The organism is Candidatus Desulfofervidus auxilii (assembly GCF_001577525.1).
Taxonomy (GTDB): domain Bacteria; phylum Desulfobacterota; class Desulfofervidia; order Desulfofervidales; family Desulfofervidaceae; genus Desulfofervidus; species Desulfofervidus auxilii.
The window spans coordinates 2,282,656-2,308,240 of record NZ_CP013015.1 but is presented as its reverse complement, the minus strand read 5'-3'; the positions used below and the strand labels follow the sequence as shown (position 1 = coordinate 2,308,240).

Annotated in this window: 26 protein-coding genes; 22 read left to right on the top strand and 4 right to left on the bottom strand. The window is 37.8% G+C overall.

The window, feature by feature from the left end:
* Positions 1-28 precede the first annotated feature (28 nt).
* Positions 29-1,021 (top strand): DHH family phosphoesterase, encoded by a 993-nt coding sequence (locus HS1_RS11535; RefSeq protein WP_066065654.1) that lies wholly within the window; start codon positions 29-31, stop codon positions 1,019-1,021.
* Between the two features lie 4 nt (positions 1,022-1,025).
* Complete coding sequence (locus HS1_RS11530; protein WP_066065650.1) at positions 1,026-2,081, top strand: hypothetical protein; 1,056 nt, start codon at positions 1,026-1,028, stop codon at positions 2,079-2,081.
* 61 nt (positions 2,082-2,142) lie between these two features.
* Here HS1_RS11530 and HS1_RS11525 read toward each other — a convergent pair whose 3' ends face one another.
* Complete coding sequence (locus HS1_RS11525; RefSeq protein WP_066065647.1) at positions 2,143-2,583, bottom strand: Hsp20/alpha crystallin family protein; 441 nt, start codon at positions 2,581-2,583, stop codon at positions 2,143-2,145.
* 122 nt (positions 2,584-2,705) lie between these two features.
* Between HS1_RS11525 and HS1_RS11520 the strand changes: the two genes are divergently transcribed.
* From HS1_RS11520 to HS1_RS13235, 11 genes are all read left to right on the top strand, one after another.
* Positions 2,706-3,167, top strand: a complete 462-nt coding sequence (locus HS1_RS11520) for an RrF2 family transcriptional regulator (RefSeq protein ID WP_066065643.1) — start codon at positions 2,706-2,708, stop codon at positions 3,165-3,167.
* A 220-nt stretch (positions 3,168-3,387) separates the two neighbouring features.
* Positions 3,388-4,719 (top strand): electron transfer complex ferredoxin TmcB, encoded by a 1,332-nt coding sequence (tmcB, locus tag HS1_RS11515; protein WP_066065640.1) that lies wholly within the window; start codon positions 3,388-3,390, stop codon positions 4,717-4,719.
* A 120-nt stretch (positions 4,720-4,839) separates the two neighbouring features.
* Entirely contained in the window at positions 4,840-5,412 is a 573-nt protein-coding gene (locus HS1_RS11510; RefSeq protein WP_066065635.1) for an RsbRD N-terminal domain-containing protein, read from the top strand.
* Positions 5,402-6,403 carry a sulfate reduction electron transfer complex DsrMKJOP subunit DsrM gene (gene dsrM / locus HS1_RS11505; protein WP_066065632.1) on the top strand — a complete coding sequence of 334 codons (1,002 nt, stop codon included), beginning with the start codon at positions 5,402-5,404 and terminating at the stop codon, positions 6,401-6,403. Before HS1_RS11510 ends, dsrM begins: the two co-directional genes overlap by 11 nt.
* A gap of 1 nt (position 6,404) precedes the next feature.
* Positions 6,405-8,072, top strand: a complete 1,668-nt coding sequence (dsrK, locus tag HS1_RS11500) for a sulfate reduction electron transfer complex DsrMKJOP subunit DsrK (protein ID WP_066065629.1) — start codon at positions 6,405-6,407, stop codon at positions 8,070-8,072.
* Between the two features lie 3 nt (positions 8,073-8,075).
* Positions 8,076-8,468, top strand: a complete 393-nt coding sequence (gene dsrJ, locus HS1_RS11495) for a sulfate reduction electron transfer complex DsrMKJOP subunit DsrJ (RefSeq protein WP_066065625.1) — start codon at positions 8,076-8,078, stop codon at positions 8,466-8,468.
* Complete coding sequence (gene dsrO, locus HS1_RS11490) at positions 8,468-9,244, top strand: sulfate reduction electron transfer complex DsrMKJOP subunit DsrO (RefSeq protein ID WP_066065621.1); 777 nt, start codon at positions 8,468-8,470, stop codon at positions 9,242-9,244. The genes dsrJ and dsrO overlap by 1 nt, the downstream gene beginning before the upstream one ends.
* 12 nt (positions 9,245-9,256) lie before the next feature.
* Complete coding sequence (dsrP, locus tag HS1_RS11485) at positions 9,257-10,414, top strand: sulfate reduction electron transfer complex DsrMKJOP subunit DsrP (RefSeq protein ID WP_066065618.1); 1,158 nt, start codon at positions 9,257-9,259, stop codon at positions 10,412-10,414.
* Between the two features lie 27 nt (positions 10,415-10,441).
* Entirely contained in the window at positions 10,442-10,615 is a 174-nt protein-coding gene (locus HS1_RS13240) for a hypothetical protein (RefSeq protein WP_156469470.1), read from the top strand.
* A gap of 230 nt (positions 10,616-10,845) precedes the next feature.
* Complete coding sequence (locus HS1_RS13480; protein ID WP_172793685.1) at positions 10,846-11,013, top strand: hypothetical protein; 168 nt, start codon at positions 10,846-10,848, stop codon at positions 11,011-11,013.
* A 25-nt stretch (positions 11,014-11,038) separates the two neighbouring features.
* Positions 11,039-11,179, top strand: coding sequence for a hypothetical protein (locus tag HS1_RS13235; RefSeq protein WP_156469469.1), 141 nt, complete (start codon positions 11,039-11,041; stop codon positions 11,177-11,179).
* Between the two features lie 205 nt (positions 11,180-11,384).
* Here the strand turns inward: HS1_RS13235 and HS1_RS11480 are convergent, their stop codons facing one another.
* A complete protein-coding gene (locus HS1_RS11480; protein ID WP_066065615.1) occupies positions 11,385-14,591 on the bottom strand; it encodes an HD domain-containing protein in 3,207 nt (1,068 codons plus the stop codon).
* A 16-nt stretch (positions 14,592-14,607) separates the two neighbouring features.
* Between HS1_RS11480 and HS1_RS11475 the strand changes: the two genes are divergently transcribed.
* Both HS1_RS11475 and HS1_RS11470 read left to right on the top strand, forming a co-directional pair.
* Positions 14,608-14,901: a transposase gene (locus HS1_RS11475; protein WP_082757749.1), complete on the top strand. Its 294-nt coding sequence runs from the start codon at positions 14,608-14,610 to the stop codon at positions 14,899-14,901.
* A gap of 16 nt (positions 14,902-14,917) precedes the next feature.
* Positions 14,918-15,748 carry an IS3 family transposase gene (locus HS1_RS11470; protein WP_066060228.1) on the top strand — a complete coding sequence of 277 codons (831 nt, stop codon included), beginning with the start codon at positions 14,918-14,920 and terminating at the stop codon, positions 15,746-15,748.
* A 46-nt stretch (positions 15,749-15,794) separates the two neighbouring features.
* Here HS1_RS11470 and HS1_RS11465 read toward each other — a convergent pair whose 3' ends face one another.
* Entirely contained in the window at positions 15,795-16,262 is a 468-nt protein-coding gene (locus HS1_RS11465; protein ID WP_066065612.1) for an HD domain-containing protein, read from the bottom strand.
* A 561-nt stretch (positions 16,263-16,823) separates the two neighbouring features.
* On the opposite strand from HS1_RS11465, the gene HS1_RS11460 reads away from it, so the two are divergent.
* From HS1_RS11460 to HS1_RS11430, 7 genes are read left to right on the top strand one after another with little or no spacing between them, the layout of a single operon-like run.
* On the top strand, positions 16,824-18,206 hold the full coding sequence (locus HS1_RS11460) for a class II fructose-bisphosphate aldolase (RefSeq protein ID WP_082757809.1): 1,383 nt from the start codon (positions 16,824-16,826) through the stop codon (positions 18,204-18,206).
* 13 nt (positions 18,207-18,219) lie between these two features.
* Positions 18,220-19,224 carry a class 1 fructose-bisphosphatase gene (fbp, locus tag HS1_RS11455; protein ID WP_066065606.1) on the top strand — a complete coding sequence of 335 codons (1,005 nt, stop codon included), beginning with the start codon at positions 18,220-18,222 and terminating at the stop codon, positions 19,222-19,224.
* Positions 19,225-19,268: 44 nt separating this feature from the next.
* Positions 19,269-19,865 (top strand): glycerol-3-phosphate 1-O-acyltransferase PlsY, encoded by a 597-nt coding sequence (gene plsY, locus HS1_RS11450; RefSeq protein ID WP_066065603.1) that lies wholly within the window; start codon positions 19,269-19,271, stop codon positions 19,863-19,865.
* Positions 19,865-21,562: a DNA mismatch repair endonuclease MutL gene (gene mutL, locus HS1_RS11445; RefSeq protein WP_066065600.1), complete on the top strand. Its 1,698-nt coding sequence runs from the start codon at positions 19,865-19,867 to the stop codon at positions 21,560-21,562. Before plsY ends, mutL begins: the two co-directional genes overlap by 1 nt.
* Complete coding sequence (gene miaA, locus HS1_RS11440; RefSeq protein ID WP_066065597.1) at positions 21,559-22,476, top strand: tRNA (adenosine(37)-N6)-dimethylallyltransferase MiaA; 918 nt, start codon at positions 21,559-21,561, stop codon at positions 22,474-22,476. Before mutL ends, miaA begins: the two co-directional genes overlap by 4 nt.
* On the top strand, positions 22,448-23,476 hold the full coding sequence (locus HS1_RS11435) for a hypothetical protein (RefSeq protein ID WP_066065595.1): 1,029 nt from the start codon (positions 22,448-22,450) through the stop codon (positions 23,474-23,476). The genes miaA and HS1_RS11435 overlap by 29 nt, the downstream gene beginning before the upstream one ends.
* A gap of 10 nt (positions 23,477-23,486) precedes the next feature.
* The gene (locus HS1_RS11430; RefSeq protein WP_066065592.1) at positions 23,487-24,011 is read left to right on the top strand and encodes a CDP-alcohol phosphatidyltransferase family protein; all 525 of its coding nucleotides are present in this window, start codon (positions 23,487-23,489) and stop codon (positions 24,009-24,011) included.
* Positions 24,012-24,024: 13 nt separating this feature from the next.
* Here HS1_RS11430 and HS1_RS11425 read toward each other — a convergent pair whose 3' ends face one another.
* Positions 24,025-24,972, bottom strand: a complete 948-nt coding sequence (locus tag HS1_RS11425) for an NAD-dependent epimerase/dehydratase family protein (protein WP_066065586.1) — start codon at positions 24,970-24,972, stop codon at positions 24,025-24,027.
* Positions 24,973-25,585: the final 613 nt, after the last annotated feature.

Sequence of the window (25,585 nt, the reverse complement as noted above, 5' to 3'; positions counted from 1 at the left end):
TTTTTAAAAAAATCTTTATCTTGTAAATATGATTTTTAAGTCGGCTAAAGAAAAAGTAAAATATCTTTTTGAAACTATTACTTCTGAAGATCAGATATTAATTTTGATAGTCCCTGATCCTGATTCTATTTCTAGCGCTTGGGCCTTAAAAAGAATTTTATGGAGAAGAGTAAAAACCATAACCATTGCTTCCATTCGTGAGATTGAACGTATTGACAATTTGACCATGGTTCACTTGTTAAAAATCCCTATTGAGCTTATAGCAAAAGTGGATATTTCTCTGTATAACAAATTTGCTCTGGTTGATTCTCAGCCCCAACACTTTCCAACACTAGAGAAAATTTCCTTTGATATTATCATCGACCACCACCCTATAAAAAAAGAAATTACTGGAAGATTTGTGGATATAGAACCAGAATATGGAGCGACGGCTACATTATTAACTGAATATATACGAGCAGCTAGAATTAAACCTTCTTCTCGTTTAGCCACTGCCCTTTTTTATGGCATTAAAGCCGACACTCACAATTTCACCCTTAGAGGGACAGAAAAGGACATTCAATCCTTCAGGTATTTATTCAAATATATCAACCAAACAATTGTTCGTAAGATAGAGACTTCAGAGTTTCGCTTGGAGCTTATTCCTTACTTTAAAAAGGCATTTGAGGTGATGGAGGTAGATTTGGCTCACCACAGGATATTTGTTTATTTAGGAAAGATAAAAAAACCTGATGTCTGCGTTATTTTAGCTGATTTTCTCTTAAGAATATATGAAAATTCACATAGTATCGTTTCTGGTCTATGTGAGAATAACTTAATTATAGTTTTCCGAAATAGTGACTATCGTAAACATGCAGGAAGATTAGCTGAAAAAGCCTTTGGTGAAATAGGGCGGGCAGGAGGACATAAAGAGATGGCACGAGTAGAAATACCCTTGGTCAATTTAAAAAATACCATAGGTTCAGTAACCAACAAAGTTTTAAAAACATATGTTTTACATCAAATAAAAAGGGCATGGTGATGAAATGGCATTATCTAGAGAACAAATAAGTTATCAAGAAAGAACAGGACGCATCATCTATCACTTCCTACAGGAAGAACTAGATAGGGTTTTAATTCAAAAGGCATTATTAGATTCTCTTTGGAAATTTTTAAATGCAAAAGAAGAATATCCTTTTATAGATAAAAGAGAATTAAAGCCTAGGGCTCGAATCTATGAAAAGGAATATCCTTTGTATAATGCCTTTTTAATTATATTTTGTGAAGGAACTCTGCCAAGTTATTGCAAACGCTATATCCGGTTTTTTGAAACCAACAAATTAGTTAAAGAAAACCTTCAATATCTTGTGGATTTTAAACTTTATAAAGACTTTACTAAAAACCTATCTTATTTTGACCAGACAGGATTTTTCAAATTATTAGAGCAGCTTTTACCTATAGATTTTGCCTTATTAATTCAACGAGATAGTTCAACTAAGTCCTTTCGCTATCTTCTTTCTCACTTTAGAGTAAAAATAGATTGGCCCATTGATGCTGCTGCAGAGGATTTGGCTAAATATTTAAGGTATATTTCAAAGGAATTATACGAAAAAGGGGAAAGGTATGCTTTATTATTACAGCAGAAATTTTTTGAATACTATGGATTTCATTATACAGCCGGAGGCAGGCGAACTGCAGCCATCACTGCTGCTCAGTATTTAAAACACTTGGATTTCATTTCCACTATTTATGTCAGCAGCTCTAGTTGTCGCTCTCTCACTAAAATTACAACAGATGGGAATTTGAGTAAATTTGTATTGTTAAAGTTATCTAATGAAGAAATTAAAAAAATAGCTAGTGAAAATAAAATGAAAAAAAATACCTTTGAAAACCACTACCTTTTTTATCGTAATAAAGAATATGGTGTAGGACTCTTTGAGGTAACTTATTCTCACCCAGAAGTTTCTCTCCCTCCTGCCGATGGGAAATTAAGGGAATTGAATCCTGACCACTATTGGATAGTAGTAAATAAACAATTACTTTTACCCCTTTTTAAATATCCTCACATTAGACCTATTGAATATAGAACTATCTATGTGTGAGAAAAAAATTGCGCCCAAAATTTATTTGGGCGCAAAAAACAAATGATTATCCAACTCCTGTTTATTCTACTTTAATCTTAATGCCCTTTGGCTTAGCCTTTTCAGATTTGGGTAATACTATTTTTAGGACACCCTTTTTATAAGAAGCCTCAATTTTATCCTCTTCTACTTCCACAGGGAGCCTAATACTCCGCATAAAACTGCCATATCTACGTTCTATTGTATGATAGTTCTCTTCTTTCTCTTCTTTTTCTTCTTTCTTTTCTCCCTTAATAGTTAACACATTTCCAGTTAAGGATACATCCACATCTTTAGGGTCAACACCAGGCAATTCAGCCTTTACAATCAACTTATCCTTGGTCTCGCTGAGATCCAAAGCTGGTGCCCATACCTCGGGTTCTAAACCTCTTCTTTCACCAAAAAATCCTTCCCACAACCTGTCCATTTCCCTTCTCAGGGTCTCTAATTCTCTTCTTGCACCCCAGGGTAAAATTTCAAACATTTCCATCACCTCCTTTTAAGAATTTTTAAATTCTCCATTTAAATAAATAATCATTTTGGGAGAGAAGTCAATAAAGAGTTTATTGACAATTTATAGATAAATTATTATATAGCTGTGAGGCCATGATTTATTCCACCACAAGCACATATGCTGTAATGGCTCTTGTAGCACTGGCAATCCGAGGGACAGGACGGACAATGCACGTGAGGGAATTAGCTGACGCCACTGGCATTTCTTGCCATTTTCTGGCCAAGATTATTCGAACACTGGTAAGGGCAGGTATTCTTGACTCCATAAAAGGGAAAAAAGGAGGTATTCACTTCGCCCGTTCTCCTGCTGAGGTCTCTGTAGCAGAAGTAGTGAAGGCTATTGAGGGTAAACAGGCTTTACATGGTTGTTTATTTGGCCTTCGTCCTTGCAACCAGCAAAGAAGTTGTCCCTTATATCCTCAGTGGGGCGCTATTAGAAACCAGATTATAGACTTTCTAGAGAGCACAACCATATTGGATATTGCTTCCAAGGCAAGCCTCTCTTGTGGAGAAGAGGCGCCAGAAAGAAATAGTTCAAAACTTAATAAAGGTTAGTCGGTGGGACGGTAAATAGCTTAATTCACCTTTAGCCTAACCTCATCATTTTCTCTTCTTAACACTTAAAACTTTTGACTTTTTGGATTTTGGTGTTGTTTAGAGTTTAGAAATTGATGACAAAATTCGGTTTAAAAAATACTTGACAACAAAATTAAAAAAGGATAAAAAGGTCTATAAGTCTTTAATATTTATTTTTTATTAATGGAGGATCCAAGTTATGATAGAAAGAGCCAAAAAATGGGACATAACTGATATTGGCTTAGAAGAAGGAATGAAGAGATTAACTCCTGAAAAAATAGAAAAGGCAGTTAATCGGGTATTAAGGGGAGAAGGTCTAGCCAGGATTAAGACTTATGTGGATACTTGCATCCATTGTGGATTGTGTTCTGCTGCTTGTCATCACTATCTTTCTAATGACTGTGACCCTAGTTTTGCCCCGGTAGCGAAGATTAAAGAGACTCTTTGGGAAATCTTAAAGAGAAAAGGGAAGCTTACACCTGAATTCATTAAAAAAATGGCTGAAATTGCCTATACTGAGTGTAACATGTGTAAACGCTGTGCCATGTATTGTCCCTTTGGAATAGATATAGCATGGATGTTGAGTCTCATCAGAAGGATATGCCATTTTTGTGGAGTAGTGCCTCAATATTTACAGGACACGGTAAATAGTCATTCAGTGACTATGAATCAGATGTGGGTAAAGCAAGATGAATGGATTGATACCTTACAGTGGCAAGAAGAAGATGCCCAAGATATGGTTTCTACTGTGCGCATTCCCCTTGATAAAGAAGGAGCGGATGTAATGTATTCTGTGATTGGGCCAGAACCCAAAATTTTGGCTCAATTACTGGCCAATGCCGCTGTAATTATGACAGTAGCTGGAATTGACTGGACAATGCCCTCTTTTGATGGCTGGGACAATAGTGATATGGCTATGTATTCTGGAGATTGGGAGGTCATGGGCAGAATAAAAAAGGCCCATTTTGAAGCAGCTATGCGCCTTAAAGTGAAGAAAATTGTGATGGGTGAATGTGGCCACGCATTCAGGTCTGTTTATGATGTAGGCAATAGAACTCTGGGTTGGAAGATGCATCCCATTCCTGTTATTCATGCCATACAATTTTATTATGAATTGTTGTGTGAGGGTAGGATTAAGATTGCCAAAAAGATAAAAGAACCTGTGACCCTACATGACCCATGTAATGTTATAAGGGGTAGAGGTCTACATGAAATGGCCCGCTATATTATGCAGGAGATATGTGAAGACTTCAGGGAAATGTGGCCCAATAGAGAATACAATTACTGTTGTTGCGCAGGAGGCGGAGTTATCAATTGTGGGCCACCTTGGAAGACAAAGCGGGTGGATAGCAATAAAGTAAAGGCAGAACAGTTGCAGAGAACTGGAGCAAAAATTCTTGTCACCCCATGTCACAACTGCCATAGTGGGATGGAAGATATTATTAACTATTATAAATTGGATATGCATACTAAATTCATTAGTGAATTACTGATTGAATGCATGGAAATTCCAGAAGGATTAAAGGCATGATATTTAGAAAATCATTAAATTTTAGTTTTTAGAAAAATTATCTTGACAAAAAAGGTTACTTAGTATATAAGGCATTTCATTAAGTGAGTTATTGAAAAAAATGGTATTGATATAAATGTTATGAATTTGCAAAATCTATTGATAGAAAAAAGGTCTGTTATTTTAGATAAGTGGCTTGATTTAATATTAGAAGGTTATCAAAAACGCGGACAAATCTTTTTTAAAAAAGAAAAAGATAGGTTCCTCAATCCAGTGGGATATGAGTTTCGTAAGGGGATAGGTGGTATTTATCGGGCACTTATTGAGAAAGTAGAAGACAGCGAAGTAACCATTTTTATTGATAAAATTGCTAGAATTAGAGCAGTTCAGGATTTTTCTCCTGCCCAGGCAGTATCCTTTATCTTTTTATTAAAGAAAGCAATTAGAGAAGAATTGGAAGAAACAATTCTAAAGGATGGACTTGCAGATGAGTGGTTAGAACTTGAATCCAAAATAGATCATTTAGCTCTTCTTTGTTTTAATATATATATGCAATGTAAAGAGAAACTTTATGAAATTAGGGTAAATGAAATAAAAAGGAAGACATACAGTTTATTAAAAAGGGCAGATTTGATATATGAAATCCCTGATTTTAAAGAAGACAATTCCGATTCTAAAAATATTGAAATGAGGAGAGGAGTAAATGAGTTTTAATTTTTCTTTTTACTCGGCACTTTTTATAGTGATAGCCCTTATATTAATTCCTATTATAGGGGTAGCCTCACACTTACAAGTTCTTTTTGGAATAGTCATACCTTATTTAGCCTTTATTATATTTTTAGCAGGCATGATTTATCAAGTGGTGAAATGGGCAAAGTGTCCGGTACCATTCCGCATTCCCACTACTTGTGGGCAAGAGAAGAGTTTACCTTGGATTAAATATAGTCGTTTGGAAAGCCCTTTTACTACCTTTGATGTAATAGGCAGGATGGTGCTTGAGGTGCTTTTTTTCCGTAGTTTGTTTAGAAATACAAAGACCGTAAGACATGGAGAGAGGCTTTCCTTTGTATCTGCCAAATGGCTATGGTTAGGGGCAATAGCTTTTCACTATTCTTTTTTGGTAGTTTTAATCAGACATCTGAGGTTTTTTACAGAACCTACTCCCTTTTTTGTGCGCCTTATTGAAAAAATAGATGGGCTTTTTCAGATTACCATACCTGCGCTCTATTTGAGTGGTATAGTTCTTGTGGCGGCTTTGCTCTTTCTTTTGGCAAGACGGGTGGTTGACCCCAAATTGCGTTATATTTCTCTTCCTGCTGACTATTTTCCTCTTTTTCTTATAATAAGCATTGCCCTGAGTGGCATTCTCATGCGCTATATCTTTAAGACCAATATAGTGGCTGTAAAGGAATTGACTATGGGATTAGCCACATTTCATCCTAGGCTACCTGAGGGTATTAGTGCTATTTTTTATGTCCATATCTTTTTGGTAAGTGTTCTTTTTGCCTATTTCCCATTTAGCAAACTGACCCACATGGCAGGAGTGTTTCTCAGTCCTACGCGGAATTTAGCCAATAATAATCGGGCTGTTAGGCATATTAATCCTTGGAATCCTCCAGTTGTAATTCACACCTATGAAGAATGGGAAGAGGAATTCAAAGATAAAATAAAAGCCGCAGGCATACCACTAGATAAGGAGGAATAAAATGGCAGTAGAAACTGGAGAGTTTTGTCCAGAAAAAGATGAATTATTGAGGTCTATAGACTATGTTCCACCTGAAAAGCCATGGATGGAAACCAAACCCGTGTTCAAAAAAGGAACTTATTGCTTTGCTGCGCGTGAAAAGCATACAAAATATATGGGTTTCCCAAATCCCAGAGAGTGGGAAGTAGGTTCAGAAGATTGGCAACTTCCAGAAAACTGGAAAGAGACATTTATAGAAGGAATGGAGAATAGGCTTAAAAGGTGGCGTTCTTTTAGGCTTTTTCTGGATATTTGTGTGAGGTGTGGTGCCTGTGCGGATAAGTGTCACTTTTTTATTGGAGGTGGAGACCCTAAAAATATGCCTGTACTCAGGGCCGAACTTTTTAGGTCGTTATATCGGAGATATTTTACCACTTCAGGAAAGGTTTTAGGGAAACTTGCAGGTGCTAGAGACCTTGATGAGGATGTATTGAGGGAAATCTTTTATTATGCCTTTCAGTGCACAGAATGTCGTCGTTGTTCGGTTTTTTGTCCTTATGGTATTGATACTTGTGAGATCACCATGTTTATGCGTGAGCTCCTTGTTTCTCTGGGTTTACATGTAGCCTGGACCATAGAACCAGTAGCTAATTGTCAACGCACAGGGAATCACCTTGGTATTCAACCGCATGCCTTTAAAGAGACATTTGAATTTTTAGAGGACGATATAGAGGCTGTTACTGGAATCAAGATAGAAACCCCTATTAATCAAAAAGGAGCAGATATCTTATTTGTTGCCCCTTCTGGTGATTATTTCGGCACAGAAGGCACTTATACCTGTGCCGGTTATATGATGTTATTTGAATGGCTAAAAAGAAAATATGGTCTTACCTATACCTGGAGTGCTTATGCGGGAGAAGGTGGAAATTTTGGGATGTTTACTTCTAATGAGGCACAAAAGAGACTGAGTGCTAAGATATATGCTGAGGCTAAAAGATTAGGGGTGAAGTGGATTATTGGGGGAGAGTGTGGCCATATGTGGAGGGATAAGCATCAATACATGGATACCATGAATGGTCCTGCGGATTTTTTGGAAGTGCCGGTTAATCCTATTACTGGCACGGTATTTGAGAATGCAAGGTCTACAAAGATGGTGCATATTTGTGAGTTTACGGCTGATTTAATCAGACATGGTAAATTAGATTTAGACCCCAGCAGAAATGACCATCTAATAGTTACCTATCATGATTCATGTAACCCTTCTAGGGCCATGGGACTCTTTGAAGAACCAAGATATTGCATTAGGGCATGTTGTAATAATTTTTATGAGATGCCTGAGAATACTATTAGAGAAAAGACTTTTTGTTGTTCAGGTGGAAGTGGTGTAGGTTCGGATGAATTTTTAGAGATGCGCATGAGAGGCGGTATATGCCGGGGGAGTGCGGTAAAGTATGTGCATGAAAAACATGGAGTGAATCGCCTCCTGTGTATCTGTGCTATTGATAGAGCTACTTTGGTTTCTATGATGGAATATTGGTGTCCTGCAGTAGATGTGGGTGGTATTCATGAATTGATAGCCAATGCCCTGGTATTTCCTGGCGAGAAGAGCCGGACAACGGATTTAAGAGGACTACCCCTTAAGAAGCCTGTTAAAGGAGTAGAAGTAGAAGAAGAGGAAATGGAGGAGTAAAGAATGTATGATGGAGGTAAAATTTTAACCGGCCTCATTATTGGCATTGCTTTATTTACTTTACCCTTTTGGTTCAATTTAGGGAAGGCGGCAAAAATACCAGAGCCAAAGCTCACTCCCAAGGCAGAAAAGGCAAAGTTTTGTGTGGAGTCTAAAGAATACATGCAAGCAGAGCATATGGCATTACTGGATAAGTGGAGAGATTGGGTGGTCCGTGATGGTAATAGGATTTATGTAGGTCTTCATGACAAAAAATATGAAATGAGTTTGCAAAATACCTGTATGGATTGCCACTCTAATAAGAAAAAATTTTGCGATGAATGCCATAACTATGTAGATGTAACACCATATTGTTGGGAGTGTCATATTGAGCCTAAGGAAGAGGAGGAGAAGTGATGGGCCTTAACAGAAGAGAATTTTTAAAAATAGCAGGTGTTTCGGTAATGGGGTTAGGTGCCCCTACTATGGCTCTAAATGCACTTTTTAAGAACCAGTTAAATGCCTCACAAATCTCACCTAATCCTAAAGCTTTACATGCAAAAAGATGGGCTATGGTAGTAGATTTAAAAAAGATGAATAAAGAAATTGTTGAAAAGTGCATAAAGGCCTGTCATAGTATTCATAATGTGCCTCATATTCCTGATAAAAAACGTGAGATTAAGTGGATTTGGGAAACACATTTTGAACATGCCTTTCCAGAACAGGCACATGAACACATGGATGAGGTATTAGAACATATACCTGTGCCTGTGTTTTGTAATAACTGTGAGAATCCTCCTTGTGTGCAAGTTTGCCCTACAAAGGCTACATTTCAAAGAGAAGATGGCATTGTGATGATGGATATGCATCGTTGTATTGGCTGTAGGTTCTGTATGGCTGCCTGTCCTTATGGCTCAAGGAGCTTTAATTGGCAAGACCCCCGTCCCTTTATTGTCAAGGAGAACCCGGAATATCCAACCAGGACCAAGGGAGTAGTAGAAAAATGTGAATTTTGTTCTGAAAGGATTGAGAAGGGTCTTATGCCAGCTTGTGTGGAAGTATCTGAGGGGGCAATGATTTTTGGTGATTTGGGAGATCCGGAATCGGAGGTAAGAAAGATATTACGTTCACGCTATTCTATTCAGCGTAAACCTGGTCTAGGAACCAGGCCAGCAGTTTATTATTTAATATAATGAGGTAGCGCTATGTTTGAAAAGGCATTAGTTGGAGGGCGGAAGTACTGGACAGTAGTAGCCATTTTGGCTGCTATTGTAGGAGTAGGTGCTATTTGTTATCTCTGGCAGTTAAAGGTAGGGTTAAAGATTACGGGCATGAGTAGGGATGTCTCTTGGGGTTTTTACATTGCCCAATTCACCTATCTGGTTGGCGTGGCGGCTGGAGGTGTAATGATAGCTTTACCTTGCTACCTTCATAATTACAAGAAATTTGCTAGGATTGTTGTTTTAGGAGAGTTTATGGCCATAGCTGCTATCATTATGTGCCTTTTATTTATTATTGTGGACCTTGGAAAACCCATGCGTCTTTTTAATGTATTATTACATCCTACTCCTAATTCTATTTTATTCTGGGATATGATTGTTTTGAATGTATATCTTTTTTTGAATGTGGTAGTAGGTTGGGCGGCCTTAGAGGCAGAGCGTTTTCACATGGAACCTGCCAAATGGGTAAAAGTTTTGGCTGTTTTCTCTGTAGTATGGGCACCTTGTATTCATATTGTAACTGCATTTCTTTATTCGGGTCTGCCTGGAAGGCATTTTTGGCTTACTGCTATCATGGCTCCTCGTTTTCTTGCCTCCGCCTTTGCGGCTGGTCCTTCATTTATAGTGTTACTGGCTCTTATTATAAGAAAATATAGTAAATTTGACCCAGGGAGAGAGGCAATTCAGACTTTAGCTAAGATCATTACTTATTGCATTATCATCAATTTTTGTTTCTTCTTGTTTGAGGTTTTTACTGTTTTCTACAGTCAGATACCAGGGCATATGAATCACTTTAAATATCTATTTGTTGGATTAGAAGGACATGGGAAGTTGGTGCCCTGGATGTGGGTCTCTATGATAGGAATGTTTATAGTTTGCATCCTTTTGGTCATTCCTAGTATACGCAGAAATGAAGGTTCATTGGCCTTTTGTTGTGTATTATTGATAATTACTACCTGGATAGACAAAGGTCTTGGTTTGGTTACTGGTGGTTTTGTGCCTAATCCTTTGGAAGAAATAACTGAGTATTGGCCTACAGTACCTGAGGCACTAATTACTTTAGGGGTATGGGCCACAGGCTTTTTAGTGGTAACCATTCTTTATAAAATAGCTGTCTCAGTTAATGAAGAAATAGAGGCGTAAGTTAAGGAATTTTTGTGAGGAATTAATATGCCAATACAGCGGATTATAGGAATTTTGATTGTTTTTGGTATTGTGTTTATAGTTACAGGTGGGGTGATTTGGCACTTTACTGAATCTTGGATAGCGGTTCTCATTGGAGAAATTGCTACCGCCCTTTTAATTGTTCCTCCTGTGATAATGCAAAGGAAAAAGGCGGGCTAATATTTAGATTAGGGATACTTTAAGGTTATTTTTCTCTTATTCAAAATTGCACCTTTTAAACAAGTTTTTTACTGCTTAACAATTAGAATTTTTTATTTGCCTATCAGGACTTTCCCCACAATTTTTAAAAGCTTTCCGAGAAGAAAGATAAGGTAAGCTCTTCAAAACAGTAATAACTTTAAAAGAAAACCTACAAATATAGTAACCGACTTTACGCACAGTATGGTAACATGAAAAAGTTGTGCACCTCTGGTAGTATGGCCTGCCTGTCCCCGCCTGCCGTCGGGCAGGGGCAGGCAGGGATTTTTAGCAAAGAAGGAGGGGCAAGTATGTATTATATGGGAATTGATCTTCATAAAAAGTATTTTGTTTCAACTATTATGGATAAAAACGTTTAAACGTTAAAACGTTCCCAAAGCAGTTATGGAAGCTACTTTTAATTGGGTTTATTTTTATGATGAAATTTCTCCTTTTGTAGATGAAGCAATACTTGCTCATCTACTTCGTTCAGGTCTTATCCCAAAGGCTTATATGCCTGGTTTTGAAACTAGAGAAATCTTCTAAGGTTTAGAATAGCCTTTGTAAAAGTAAGGACTTCTCTTAAAAACAGAGTACATGCTGTGCTTGATAGAAATTACATACAAGCCTACTGAGGTGGACCCCTAATTTTTATTTATGCTAATTTAGCAGTGATTGCAATGTTTTTTATCAGTAATCTCCGGGCTGCGATTTATTATGGTTCTGGTACGGTCTACTTCCAATAATGTTTCTAAAAAGGTGGATGGAAAAGGGTGTTTTTAATTGATATTAAAACCTTCTTAAAAGAATACATCCTCTCGCCCCGATATTGTTTTTCTAGCCTCTTGACCATGACGGGATCGATGTACGCATTGATCACCCATATAAAGAACCCCCTAGCGTTATAATTTTTCTCCTCAGACAGTTTCTTTTTCAATATTTTTTCGTGCACCCTTGCTATCTCTTTTGCTAGCTCTTTATCAGCCCGGGCGATACCCCAAAGGAAATATCCTATCTCTTCAATACCGGCCTGAGAAAGATCCTTTTGCCTTAGGGTATCACTGTGCTCACTTGCTATTTCTTTTGCTAGCTCTTCATCAGCCCAGGCGATAACCATAAGGAAATATCCTATCTCTTTAATGCTGGCCTGAGAGATCCTTTGCCTTAGGATATCACTGTGCATGCTTGCTATTTCTTTTGCTAGCTCTTTATCAGCCCAGGCGATAACCTCAAGGAACTTTCCTATCTCTTTAATGCTGGCCTGAGAGAGATCCTTTTGCCTTAGGGTATCACTGTGTACACTTGCTATCTCTTTTGCTAGCTCTTTATCAGCCCGGGCGATACCCTCAAGGAACTTTCCTATCTCTTTAATACTGGCCTGAGAGAGATCCTTTTGCCTTAGGATATCACTGTGTACACTTGCTATCTCTTTTGCTAGCTCTTTATCAGCCCGGGCGATACCCTCAAGGAAATCTATTATCTCTTTAATACTGGCCTGAGAGAGATCCTTTTGCTTTAGGATATCACTGTGTACACTTGCTATCTCTTTTGCTAGCTCTTCATCAGCCCAGGCGATTCCCCAAAGGAAATATCCTATCTCTTCAATACCGGCCTGAGAGAGATCCTTTTGCCTTAGGATATCACTGTGTACACTTGCTATCTCTTTTGCTAGCTCTTCATCAGCCCGGGCGATACCCATAAGGAAATATCCTATCTCTTTAATGCTGGCCTGAGAGAGATCCTTTTGCCTTAGGGTATCACTGTGTACACTTGCTATCTCTTTTGCTAGCTCTTTATCAGCCCGGGCGATACCCCAAAGGAAATATCCTATCTCTTTAATGCTGGCCTGAGAGATCCTTTGCCTTAGGGTATCACTGTGTACACTTGCTATCTCTTTTGCTAGCTCTTCATCAGCCCAGGCGATTCCCTCAAGGAAATATACTATCTCTTTAATGCTGGCCTGAGAGAGATCCTTTTGCCTTAGGATATCACTGTGTACCCTTGCTATCTCTTTTGCTAGCTCTTTATCAGCCCAGGCGATAACCCCAAGGAAATATCCTATCTCTTTAATGCTGGCCTGAGAAAGGTCTCTTTTAATGAACTCTCTTCTTGAGTCTTTGATGAGGCCTTTAAGCAAACTTCCTGCCTCAAATGCCAGCCGGCTTATCAATGTGCCAAAAAAATCTCCTTGAATGATATAATCTTTAAGAACCTCTCTCCTCTTCTCTTCATCAAGGCAAACATCTCTATAAAGAGAAGCAAGTCGAGAGTGGGGAAGAAGGTAATATTCCTGGTCAAAAATTCTTCCCTTAAGAGAAAGGATCTCCTTTTTCTTTTCAAGTCTCTCTAAGAGATTACCAACAGCTCCCCCATCTATAAATCTCCTTTCCATCGGCACCTCAAATTCGGAGAGGACAGACAGCGTGCCAATTAGGTCTCTAAATGCCTTTCGCTCCTGAGAAGTCTTACAGGCGCTTTTTTTTAATCCATTCAGATGGTCTATCACCGATTTCCTGATTTCTTCTTCTTTGATTTCATCAGTCTGCTTTCTTTCTTCCTTAGAGGCCTGAATCAGAAAAGAGAGAAGGAGGAGATTGGGCTGATCTTTTCCAATTGTCTCTAATATAGGGTCTAAATTGCTAAAAGAACTTCCTGCTTCCCTCAAAATCTTTTCCACCACATCTTTGTCTGTCTTCAACTCAATTTTGTTTTCAGGGACAATCCACTGAAAGTAAAGACTCCTTCCTTCATGATGGCCGAAGTATTCCTCTATATCATACTGTTTTAGAGGTCTTGAGGTGAGAAGAAGTTTTATATTCTTCTGATTAGCGATAGGATTTAATCTATCGAATTCTTTAAGCATGTGATGAATATCTTCAATGATAATGAAAACCTCCGCTTTAACCTCTTCTACTTCCTCACGAAGCTTACCTGGCAGTTCCTTAGGCTGGCAATTTAGCCCTACCCTGGTGGTTAAATTTCCATAATAGACCCATTTACCTTCTTTCACTAATTCATAACCAAGTCGGCAGGCTATGGATGACTTTCCACTTGCTGGATAACCCTCCAAAAGCACAACATTATTCTTAGTAAAACATCTGAGAATCTTGTCTATTTCATCTCTTTTTAAAAGTCCCTCTATGTCTGGCCAGAAAAGACGGCCTGGTCTAAAGGGGTCTGGCTTAATATCCTGTGCCGCTAAAGCTTCTTTTATTAGCATAAGGGATTTAATAGGAGGTTTTATTATACCTCGCTTAGCAAGAAGAGTTTCAATAGAATGTGGGTCTTTATCATATCCTTTCCGTTTCTTTTCAGCTTTTGATTCCCAATTAACTGGAATTGCCCCATAAGGATGTCCAAAAAAGTCAACTATCCATGGGATTTTAAGCTTGTATTTTTCTAGCAATCTATTGGACGTTTGCTTTTTCCACACATCTTCAAGCTTATCCCATGCTAAATCAGGAAATTTTTCTTCCAGCTCATCTAAATTTTCAGGTGAACCAAGTTCTTTACCAAACTCCTCCAACACACCCAAGAAGGCATCCTTACCTGTAACACAGATAGACTTTCCCTTTTTACCTGCTGGACTTTTAACCTCAAAGTTACAAAATCTCCTTCTGACTCTGAGGACAATCCCTTCCTTCTCATAGTGACATGATTCTATAATCTTTCTTCTCATATAGTGTTCAAACTGACCTTGAAATGGCTCACAGGTAGAGGAAAGGGCAAGAGAAGTTGCTATAATCTCCTCATCGGGTAACCTCTGCTCACCAGCATCCATAGTATCAGCAATCCTTAAAAGGGCAATGAGCAAACCAATTCGAATTTTTTTACCATCAATTATCCTCTCCTTGGTGAGATCTTCTATGTTTTCTATCTCCCCACAGTGATAACTTACAATCTCTCTTATCACTCCAAGAGCCTCAGGATTTTTAATATAAGGTGGATTGCTCCCCATTTTTTGGACATGTAAAATGTTAGGATTAAGGGGAGCGGCTATGAAGAAAAATAGATTTAGTATTGACCAAATCATTCGTATCTTGGCTGAAGCTGAAACTCCAGGTAACTCTGTGGCGTTTGTCGCTAGAAAATATGGAATAGTAGAACAAACTATCTATCGCTGGAGACAAAAATACAAGGGTTTTTCTGCTTCTGAAGCCAAACGACTCAAAGCTCTTGAGGAAGAAAATGCAAGACTTAAAAGACTTTTAGCTGAAAAAGAATTAGAAATACAAACACTAACAGAACTTATTAAAAAAAACTTCTAACCTAGAGGAAAAACACATGTTAGCTAAAAGAATACATAGCATAAGTAAACAGATTTCTCCTAAAGGTATTTCTTTAAGTGTGATACTTAAGAGATTAGAGATTTCTCGTTCAACCTTTTATTATAAAACAACTAAATTTTCTAAAGATAAGATTTTACGGGAAAGGATAAGGCAATTAGCCATGATTTATAAAACTTATGGTTACAAAAAAATTACTGTGCTTCTTAAGAAAGAGGGTTTTAATGTAAATCACAAAAAGGTTTATCGGATTTGGAAAGAAGAGGGATTTAATAGATATGGTTTCTTTAAGAGCAAGAGGCGGCATAAGACAAGGCAAAAAGAATTCAATCCTGCTCCTGCTACCTATGCCGGAGAAATTTTGGCAATGGATTTTATCCATGACAGTCTCGAAAATGGAAGGGCTTTTAGAGTGTTCAATGTAATAGATGTTTATTCCAGGAGGGCATTTGAGCCTGTGGTTGGCTTTAGTATTAGTGGTAAAGTTGTATCTGAGCATCTTGAAGAACTTTTTAGACTATACGGGCCTCCCAAAATGATAAGACGTGACGATGGGCCTGAATTTAAATCAAAACATTTCAAGGCACTTATACATAGATGGAATATAGAAGAGGAAGTGATACCACCTGGACAGCCATTTAATAATGGTCATATGGAAAGCTTTCACAAGCTTTTGCGCCTTGAATGCTTGAATAGAGAGATATTTAGTGATATTTTTGAGGCAAGGGAAAAGATAAACAACTGGATAGAGGATTACAACACTTGCAGATTACACAGTGCACTTGGATACAAAACACCAAAGGAAATATGGGAAAAAGGCAGAGAATAAAAGATTCTTTAACCCTAACATTGGTGATGTCCAAGTTAGGGGGTCGTTATAACGACCCCCTAACACTAACAGTGTCCAAAATTTGGGGGCATCCCAAAGGTTTTAAAATGTCCTCTATTATATTACCACTAGCTACACCGTGGGTCTTTCGCATAAGAGATGTATCTATCTTCCTGCCCAACGCCCTCTCGTAAGCCTCTTTCAGTAAATCGTTCCAAATAGTCATGCCAAGATCGTGACCATAGGCGGCCAGATAAAGGAGATATTGCTCATGAGGCCTTAATTTAATTTTTCTCGTTTTTAGAATCTCATAGAGATAGCCAATGACTCGCTTGATGTGGTCTATATCATGCCTATTGTAGTACCAAAAGCCAAGGTCAGGAAACTCCCTCGGCGCTATAACATTTGCCATTTTTTCATCAATTTCTTTTTCTATGCGCCACAGATCTGCTTTTGGACTTCCCCACGAAGAAGGAAGATTGAATTTCTCAAAACTCTCTTTCCATCCTTCCATGAAGCCCAATGTCGCCTCCTGACCTTTACCAGGGCGCTTTAAGTTTACCACTTCCTTTCTGAATTTACCACAGCCCTCACTTAAGTAAATGGCCAAAGGTTTTCGGATAGATGGGTTGTGTCTTTGCAGGCTGTTGAAAAAGTCAGATGCATATTCCCTTTACCCAACCTGTTTTCTAGTTTAGCACGCTGCTTCGCTTGCTGTCAAAGCTGCTCCGTTTCACTCCGCACCCTTTGGGCTTACGGCTTTGACAGCGCTTTGCAGCGTGCTCCTGAAAATTAAGGTTGGCGAGAAAGAAAAAAACTTTTTTTCCTTTCAACCAACTCTAGTTTTTAAAAAGCAGATTGCGAAGTGCCATCAAGACTGGCGAAAGCCACCCTGAAGGGCTTGGTCTTGATGGCTTAACGGAGCAATCTGCTAAGCTATAAATAGGTTGGCGAAAGTTAACCTTGAGGTATTTTCTTATTCCTTTTATTGAACGCCAAAAATCCTTAATTCATCCCTTGACTTTCTCCCCTAATCTATAATATCTTAAAAAGAAAAAATAATGGGGGTGTGACTTTGTATAAAAATATCCAGGAATTAAATGAGGCATTAAAAAGTGTAGCCCGGTTGGAAGGAGAGGTATTGGTAGTAAAACATGAGGATAAACTAAAAGATAAGATTATTGATGATTTAGTGTATACATCTGTCTTTACTCAAGATGTGGCCTTAAAAAACGCAACTCGCTGGAGTATCAGGGCATTAGCCCAGGCCTTAGAAATCATACCTGCTTCTATCCATGAACTTTATATGGCAGTAGGTAGGGAAGAAATTGGGGGTTTTACTGTACCGGCGGTAAATTTGCGAGGAATGACTTATGATGTAGCTAGGGAGGTGTTTAAACTAGTGTTATCTCAAGAAATAGGAACATTTATATTTGAAATTGCCAAGTCAGAGATAGGCTATACTGAGCAAAGACCATCAGAGTATACTGCTTGCCTTTTAGGAGCAGCTATCAAGGAAGGTTTTTCTGGTCCGGTTTTTATTCAAGGAGATCATTTTCAGTTTAATCAGAAGAAATATGCTCAAGATAAAGAAGCTGAATTGCAAACAATTAAAGCACTTACCCAAGAGGCCATAGAAGCAGGTTTTTACAATATAGATATAGACCCATCTACTTTGGTAGATTATAGTAAACCCACCCTGATGGAGCAGCAAAAAGAAAATTATGAATGCACTGCTGAAGTGACAGCATTTATTAGAAGTTTGGAGCCTGAAGGTATCACTGTTTCTGTGGGTGCAGAGATTGGCCACATTGGAGGCAAAAATTCCACGGTAGAAGAGTTTGAGGCCTTTATGGAAGGTTATTTGAATGTCCTTAGAAAAAAAGGTGAAATGCCGGGGATAAGTAAGATTAGTGTGCAGACAGGCACTGCTCATGGTGGTATCCCTCTGCCAGATGGAACTATTGCTAAGGTAAAACTGGACTTTGAGGTATTAAGAAGCATTTCTGAAGTGGCTAGAAAAAAATATGGTTTATCTGGTGCTGTGCAACATGGTGCCTCTACTCTTCCTGACGAACTCTTTGATAAATTCCCTGAAGTAAATACCTCAGAAATTCATTTAGCTACTGGATTTCAAAATATTATTTATGATTATTTACCAGAAGATATAAAAAATGAGATTTATGACTATCTTAAGATTCATTTTAAAAAAGAATGGAAAGAAGGTATGACTGAACAGCAGTTTCTTTATAAGACTAGAAAAAAGGCATTTGGCCCATTTAAAAAGACTTTTTGGGAATTACCAGTAGAGATAAAAGAAAAAATGCTTTCTGCATTACAAAAAAAATTCCATCTTATATTTGAAAAATTGAATGTATTTCATACTAAAGAATATGTAAAAAAATATATTAAGCCAATAAAAGTTAATCCACCCAAACCAAAGGGTGTTTTAGATTAAGTAGGAGGTTAAAATGAGTGAGAGACTGGGTATGCCTTTATCCAGGTTTATTTTAGAAGAGCAAAGGAAACATCCAGGAGCAAGAGGTGAATTTAGCATTATTATGGAACAATTAGCTACTGCCTCACAGGTGGTGAGGGGACATGTCCGAAAAGCAGGGCTGGTGGATATATTGGGGTTTACTGGTAAACTCAATGTCTTTGGGGAAAGGGTGCGAAGGTTAGATGAATTTTCTAATCATGTCTTTATGGAGGCCATAAAAACCTCAGGACGGTTTTGTGCGATGGCTTCTGAAGAAATGAAAGAAGCAGTATTAATCAGCAATGGCGGTGAATATGTTATTACCTTTGACCCATTGGATGGTTCTTCTAATATTGATATAAATATTAGTATTGGCACCATTTTTTCTATCTTTAAGAGAACATCTAGCGGAGAAATGGCTACTATGGATGACTTACTTCAACCTGGAAATAAGCAGATAGCGGCAGGTTATATCATATATGGTTCAAGCACTATGTTTGTTTATACTACAGGGCATGGAGTATATGGTTTTACCTTTGACCCGGCAGTGGGAACCTATCTACTTTCTCATGAACCTATAAAGATTCCAGAAAAAGGCAAGATTTACTCCGTGAATGAAGGAAACTATAAGCATTGGATAGAAAATGGGATTAAGAAATACATTGATTGGTTGAAAGAAAAGGATGAAGAGACCAAAAGACCATATAGTATGCGTTATATAGGCTGCATGGTAGCAGATATTCATAGGACTCTTTTAAAAGGTGGAATTTTTATGTATCCTGCAGATAAAAAGAATCCCAATGGAAAATTAAGGTTGCTTTATGAAGCCAATCCTATGGGTTTTATCATTGAACAGGCAGGAGGAATAGCCTCAACTGGAAGAGAGAGAATTTTAGATATTGTTCCTGAGACCTTACATCAGCGCGTGCCTGTTATTATGGGCAGTCCTTATGATGTAAAAAAGGCTATAGAATTTATAGAGCAATATAGCAAATAACGCCAAATTTACTTGTCAGGCATTTTATACTGCGAAGGATAAATATGTATCTCCTTTTGGGCTTATTTCTCAGTTATCTTCTAGGTGCTATTCCAGTAGGAATATTGGTAGCTAGAAAATATGGACATCCCGACCTCACTCAGAAAGGTAGTGGAAATATTGGGGCTACTAATGTAGCTAGAATAGTGGGGAAAAAAGCAGGGATAATTACCCTAATAGGAGATATAACCAAGGGATTATTACCAGTCTTATTTTTCTCTATCCTAATAGGCACTGATACCTGGCAAGAACAAACCATAGTAGCCTTGGCTGGTTTATCGGCCTTTTTAGGACATATATTTTCTATTTTTTTAAAATTTAAAGGAGGGAAAGGAGTAGCTACGGCCACTGGGGTATTTTTGGGATTATGTCCTTTGGCTGTATTGGTAGATATTATGGTCTTTTCCTTTGTAGCCTGGCGCTGGCGTTATGTCTCATTAGCCTCTCTTTCTGCTGCCTTAGCCATGCCTGTGTTAATGGGTTTATTCTCTGATAAAAAAGTGTATATCTTATTGGCCGTGGTTATTGCTTTTTTAATTTTTTATCGTCATAAAGATAATATCAAACGACTTTTAGCTGGAAGAGAACCAACTTTTAAATAATGGGACGATTAAAACGTTTATCCCCATCCTTAATTAACCTTATAGCAGCAGGGGAGGTAATAGAACGCCCTGCTGCAGTAGTAAAAGAGTTATTGGAGAATGCCCTAGATGCCCAAGCCCAGCATATTAAAATACAATTAAAAAAGGCAGGAAAGGCCTTGATTAAAGTAGAAGACAATGGTATGGGAATCCTTCCAGAGGATTTGCCTTTGGTTATCCAACGCTACACTACCAGTAAGATTAGTGAGCCAGAAGACCTATTTCATATTCACACTCTGGGATTCCGAGGTGAAGCCTTGGCCAGTATTGCTGGTATTTCTAAGTTACATTTGGCTAGCCGGGTGCCTAATTATCCTTGGGGGAAGGAAATCCTGGTCATAGGTGGAGAAATAAAGGAAGAGAGGGAAATAGGCATGCCTATAGGCACTATGGTGGAAGTAAAAGACCTGTTTTTTAATACCCCAGTGAGGCTGAAGTTTTTAAAAAAAGATGCTACGGAATTAGGACATATTTATGAAACCATAGTGAGGCTTGGTCTGGCTCATAGCCAAGTGCATTTTTTATTGAAAAGTGAAAACCGCATTTTATTGAACCTTCCTCCTGCTAATAATTTAGTAGAACGTATTAGTCAAATATTTGGTCTAAAATTAGCCCAAAAGCTAAAACAAAGGGAGGAAGAAAAAAATGATATAAAAATAAAATGTTTTATTGCCCCTTTAGAGTTTAGTCGGCCTACTACTAGAGATATGTATTTTTATGTTAATAATCGCTGGATAAGGAGTCCTTTTCTCAACCAAGTTGTTTATAAAACTTTAGAAGATATTTGGCCTAAAGGAAGGTATCCTCTTTTGGTAGTGTTTATTCAGCTACCTCCAGAGGAAATAGATGTGAATGTACATCCCACCAAACAGGAAGTCCGATTTAAAGAGCCTTATATAGTTCAGGAGGTCTTGGGAATAGCTATTAAACAGGCATTGGGAGAAAGCCTATTTCAAGAAGAAACTTTGGAAGGTGATATTCCTCTTTATCCTTCAATTAATAAAGATACAGGTAAAATTTCTTCTCAGGTAAAAGACTTTAGCTCAGTTTATCCTCAAAAAATGCCTATGGCTGAAGTAGAGGAAGTTCCCTTTCGTGTTTTAGGACAACTATGGGGGACTTATATCTTGTGTGAAGTCCCAGAAGGTTTGATGCTCATTGACCAACACGCTGCCCATGAACGCTTAAATTATGAAAAAATAAAATCTCTTTATGAGAATGGGCCATCTCATTCCCAGGAGCTATTAACCTCAGTATTATTGGAAGTATCCCCAGTGGAGGCCAGCCTTTTAGAAGAAATCCTCCCCCATCTGCAAAAACTAGGGTTTGTTTTAGAACCATTTGGTGAATTTAGCTTTGTTATTCGCTCTGTCCCTAGTTTTTTGGTTCAAAGAGATGTGAGGAAAATTTTAGAAAATGTCCTAAAAGACTTGTATTTATTGAGCAAGACATCAACTTTATCAGATATAGTGCCTAGTTTATTAAAAAGCATGGCCTGTCATGCTTCCATTAAAGCACATGATGTATTGACGGAAATGGAAATGGTATCTTTACTAAAGGAGCTCAAGAAACTAAATATTTTACATTGTCCCCATGGCCGGCCTTTTTATAAACTATTTAGCAAAGAAGAAATTGCTCGTTTTTTCCATCGTTCATGAAGGAAAAGATTATTATCCTCACTGGTCCCACAGGGGTAGGTAAAACTGCCTTGTCATTAAACCTAGCTCAGGCATTCAATGCAGAAATTGTCAATGCAGACTCTATGCAAATTTATCGTTACATGGATATTGGGACCGCTAAACCTACACTTAAAGAAAGGGCCATCGTCCCTCACCATTTAATAGACATTAAGTATCCAGATGAAGATTATGATGTATCTCAATTTAAGGCAGATGCAGACTGGGTAATTAAAGATATTCTCACTCGGGGTAAGCAAGTATTAGTGGTTGGCGGCACTATGCTCTATTTAAAGATACTTATCCATGGAGTTTTTCCAGCCCCTCCTGTTGATATGGCCTTAAGACAACGTTTAAACCAGGTGGCCAAAGAGAGAGGTAGAGAATATTTACATCAACGGCTTGTCCAAATCGACCCTGAAGCCGCTAGGAGAATTAAACCTAGGGATATTGTCCGCTTAATTAGGGCTATTGAAGTCTATGAGCTCACCGGTAAACCCATCTCTTGGCATCAAAAACAGCATCATTTTATGAGAGAGGATTATAAATATCTAAAAATCTGTCTTTATCGCCCTAGAGAAGTCCTTTATCGCCATATTGAAAATCGGGTAGAACAAATGTTTAAGCACGGATTGGTAGAAGAAGTAGAAAAATTACTTAAAATGGGGTATAAAACTAGCTTAAAACCCATGCAGGCTATAGGCTATCGTCATGTGATTGCTTATCTTGAAGGCAAACATAGTTTAGAGGAAGCCAAGTCTTTAATAAAAAGAGACACCAGGCGGTATGCCAAAAGACAATTGACTTGGTTTCGCCAAGAAAAAAATATAGCATGGTATTTGCCTGAAGAAAAAGAGAGGATAAAAAATGCAATTTCCCAATTTTTGGAAAAATAATATTTTTATTTTTTTGGTTTTAATATTTCTTCCCCTCACTACTCAGGCAGAGGAAAGTGTTATTGTCACAGGCACGGCTCCCTTAATGGATAATGTGATAAATAGTAGGCAAGAAGCCATTGATACTGCTTTAGACCAGGCTGTAATGAATACAGTAAAAACAGTTTATCCTTATGCTGAACAAATAAGAGAAACAATATCACCATCTGACTTTATTCAAAATTATAGTATTGTGCAAGAAGAGGCTAGAGATGGTATTTACCGTATACAAATAGAGGCAAGGATAGATTGGAGAAGATTGGCCCGTAAACTATCTAATTTGGGCATTATTAACTCTGCAAATGGAGAAAAAATTTTACTTTTCTTCACCTTGCCTGAAGATATAGATTTCAAGACTCAAATTTTATCATTTTGGCAACAGTTTTTCTTGGTTTTTGGCTTTAGCCCTGTCTATGAAGAAGTGTTAACAAGAGAAAAAATATCAGACTATGCCTTTCAAAAAGGAATTCCCTTTATCTTTAATCTTTCAGTAAACACCCATTTTCCTGAATCCGGAGAACCGAGTACTTGGGATTTAGATTCTACTCCAGAGTTAATATACACTACTTATAACGAAACCATTTTCCGAGAGCACTTTAAGCATAAGGTTTTTGCTCCTGACATTGAGAAACTTACTCAAACTATTTTATATCAAAACCAAAATATGGCTTATGAAATTGTGCCTAAATTATCTGGTTGGTTAGGAAAATATAAAAGAAAAGGCACAATGTTTAAATTAGTATTTACGGGTATTTCAAAGTATAAAGACATTTTCAATATATGGTATACCCTAAAAGAGATGAATGGAATAGTGGAGATAAGTATAAGAGAAATAACCTCAAAAAAAGTAATTTATACAGGAAGTTATAAGGGAATAATGCCTGATTTAGTTAATCAACTTAGCACTCTTGGCTTTGTTATAGACCAGGTAAGAGGTAGCTCTATTTGTTTAAGAAAATGAGGAGTAAAGATTGTCTTGGCCAAATTTATTCACCTTCTTTCGGTTTCTGCTAACACCTGTTTTCATCATTCTCATCCTCAATAATTACTTTAGTTTGGCCACGATTACCTTTTTAATTGCAGGAATAACTGATGCTATCGATGGCTTTCTGGCCCGCTACCTCCATCAAGCTACCAGGTTAGGTGCCTGCCTTGACCCTATAGCTGACAAATTATTACTCTGTTCTAGCTTTGTATTATTAGCCTGGTATCAATTTATACCTAGTTGGTTAGCAGTTATAGTGCTTTGTAGGGATGCATTTATCCTTTTAGGTGCCCTTTTGTTTTTTTTATTCGACATTGAATTTGAAGTTAAACCATCCTTACTAGGCAAGACCACTACTTTGGTCCAAATCATCACCGTGTTGACAGTCTTAACCAATATTCAAGTAACCCTTCCCCCTATACTTCTTTCAATTCTACTTGGTATCACTTTAATCTTAACAGTGGCTTCAGGGCTGCAGTATGCTTATATGGGTTATAAGATATTAGAATAGAGGTAACTGCTCCTTAAACTTTATGTGTAGAATACCATCCAACAGTTTTTTTGAGCCCCTCTTCAAGGCTGACATCTGGAGTCCAGCCAAGCATTCTTTTGGCTTTATCTATATTAAGACAACTGCGTTTTATATCTCCAGGTCGGGGAGGAGCAGGAACTGGTGATCTAAGTGATGGGTTAGAATTATTCACCAAATCATACAGCCTTTTATAAAGCTCCCTGGTCCTAGTAGGTTTACCAAAACCTATGTTAAATATTTCATTTGAACCATTTTTTAAAACAAGGATATTTGCTTTTACTACATCCTCAACATAACAGTAGTCCCTTGCCATTCCATCTGGTTCGTCCGGAAAATGGTACATAACAGAAGGCCTTCCTGATAAAAGATTTTCTATAAATATTGCTACCACTCCTGCCTCTCCTTTGGGTATCTGTCTGGGGCCATAAATATTGGCATATCTCAAGATAGTGTAATTTAGCCTATATTGATGTCTATAAAACTCAAGGTAATATTCTGAAGTCAATTTTGCGATTGCGTATGGGGATAAAGGCAGTGGTGGATATTTTTCTGATGTAGGATACTCCTGGGCTTCGCCATAGATTGCGCCACCTGATGAGGCAAAGATTATTTTTTTAACACCATATTTAACACATGCCTGTAATATGTTTATAAGACCAATGATATTTACCTCAGCATCAAATATAGGATTTTCAACAGACACTGGGACAGATATTTGAGCTGCATGGTGGTTTACTATTAGCGGTTTCTCCCTCTCAAATATCTTTTCAAGACCCTTTGACCTTATATCTATTTCATAGAATTTAGCCTCAGGATTTATATTTTCCCGTTTTCCTGTGAAAAGATTATCCACTACAACAACATCATGACCTGCCTTAATATACCCATCAACCACATGCGAACCAATAAAACCTGCTCCTCCTGTAACTAGTATTTTCAAGGTTTATACCTCATTAACTCATTCTTCTCAAAATGATATAGCAGTGCAAAAATGCTGTCAAGAATATCTTTTTTTGAACATTCCCCAAAATTTAGGCGTGAATCTTTAAAAGCATTCCTGTCTGCCCTGTCTGCCCCTGCCCGCAGGCAGGCGGGGACAGGCAGGCGGCAGGCAGGGATGAATTAAGGATTTTTGGCGTTCAATAAGTGGAATAAGGAAATACCTCAAGGTTGACTTCTTTAAAAAGTAGAGTTAAGCGCAATGGCTCAATGCAGAATGCAAATTGAAAAATGCAAAATCGCCTTCTGTTAAATTGGAACGTTAGCACGTTTACACGTTTGCACGTTAGAACGTTGGCACGTTAGAATTGGGAATTAGGAACTGGGAATTGGGAATTTCTATTTTCTGTTTCCCGTTTCCCTTTCCTTCCTTATGCACGTTTACAAAGTTGTAAGTTAGAAAGTTTGCAAGTTAACACGTTGGAATTGGAAATTTCTGTTTTCCGTTTTCTATTTTCTTAACTGTATTTTGTAGGTTTGAACTTTCCATTTAAAAAGTCAAGTAAAAAATGGAAATATTTTTTAAGCAGCCTTCTCCATTTCCTCCTTTAAGA

Bases quoted from the DNA above. Each gene is read 5' to 3' on its own strand.
- HS1_RS11510 (WP_066065635.1), top strand. From the start codon at position 4,840: ATGAATTTGCAAAATCTATTGATAGAAAAAAGGTCTGTTATTTTAGAT.
- dsrP (WP_066065618.1), top strand. From the start codon at position 9,257: ATGTTTGAAAAGGCATTAGTTGGAGGGCGGAAGTACTGGACAGTAGTA.
- miaA (WP_066065597.1), top strand. From the start codon at position 21,559: ATGAAGGAAAAGATTATTATCCTCACTGGTCCCACAGGGGTAGGTAAA.
- HS1_RS11520 (WP_066065643.1), top strand. From the start codon at position 2,706: ATGATTTATTCCACCACAAGCACATATGCTGTAATGGCTCTTGTAGCA.
- HS1_RS11435 (WP_066065595.1), top strand. From the start codon at position 22,448: ATGCAATTTCCCAATTTTTGGAAAAATAATATTTTTATTTTTTTGGTT.
- HS1_RS13480 (WP_172793685.1), top strand. From the start codon at position 10,846: ATGAAAAAGTTGTGCACCTCTGGTAGTATGGCCTGCCTGTCCCCGCCT.
- plsY (WP_066065603.1), top strand. From the start codon at position 19,269: ATGTATCTCCTTTTGGGCTTATTTCTCAGTTATCTTCTAGGTGCTATT.
- HS1_RS11535 (WP_066065654.1), top strand. From the start codon at position 29: ATGATTTTTAAGTCGGCTAAAGAAAAAGTAAAATATCTTTTTGAAACT.
- dsrK (WP_066065629.1), top strand. From the start codon at position 6,405: ATGGCAGTAGAAACTGGAGAGTTTTGTCCAGAAAAAGATGAATTATTG.
- HS1_RS13235 (WP_156469469.1), top strand. From the start codon at position 11,039: ATGGAAGCTACTTTTAATTGGGTTTATTTTTATGATGAAATTTCTCCT.
- dsrM (WP_066065632.1), top strand. From the start codon at position 5,402: ATGAGTTTTAATTTTTCTTTTTACTCGGCACTTTTTATAGTGATAGCC.
- HS1_RS11470 (WP_066060228.1), top strand. From the start codon at position 14,918: ATGTTAGCTAAAAGAATACATAGCATAAGTAAACAGATTTCTCCTAAA.
- tmcB (WP_066065640.1), top strand. From the start codon at position 3,388: ATGATAGAAAGAGCCAAAAAATGGGACATAACTGATATTGGCTTAGAA.
- HS1_RS11480 (WP_066065615.1), bottom strand. From the start codon at position 14,591: ATGGGGAGCAATCCACCTTATATTAAAAATCCTGAGGCTCTTGGAGTG.
- HS1_RS11475 (WP_082757749.1), top strand. From the start codon at position 14,608: ATGTTAGGATTAAGGGGAGCGGCTATGAAGAAAAATAGATTTAGTATT.
- HS1_RS11525 (WP_066065647.1), bottom strand. From the start codon at position 2,583: ATGTTTGAAATTTTACCCTGGGGTGCAAGAAGAGAATTAGAGACCCTG.
- fbp (WP_066065606.1), top strand. From the start codon at position 18,220: ATGAGTGAGAGACTGGGTATGCCTTTATCCAGGTTTATTTTAGAAGAG.
- HS1_RS11530 (WP_066065650.1), top strand. From the start codon at position 1,026: ATGGCATTATCTAGAGAACAAATAAGTTATCAAGAAAGAACAGGACGC.
- dsrO (WP_066065621.1), top strand. From the start codon at position 8,468: ATGGGCCTTAACAGAAGAGAATTTTTAAAAATAGCAGGTGTTTCGGTA.
- dsrJ (WP_066065625.1), top strand. From the start codon at position 8,076: ATGTATGATGGAGGTAAAATTTTAACCGGCCTCATTATTGGCATTGCT.
- mutL (WP_066065600.1), top strand. From the start codon at position 19,865: ATGGGACGATTAAAACGTTTATCCCCATCCTTAATTAACCTTATAGCA.
- HS1_RS11465 (WP_066065612.1), bottom strand. From the start codon at position 16,262: ATGGAAGGATGGAAAGAGAGTTTTGAGAAATTCAATCTTCCTTCTTCG.
- HS1_RS13240 (WP_156469470.1), top strand. From the start codon at position 10,442: ATGCCAATACAGCGGATTATAGGAATTTTGATTGTTTTTGGTATTGTG.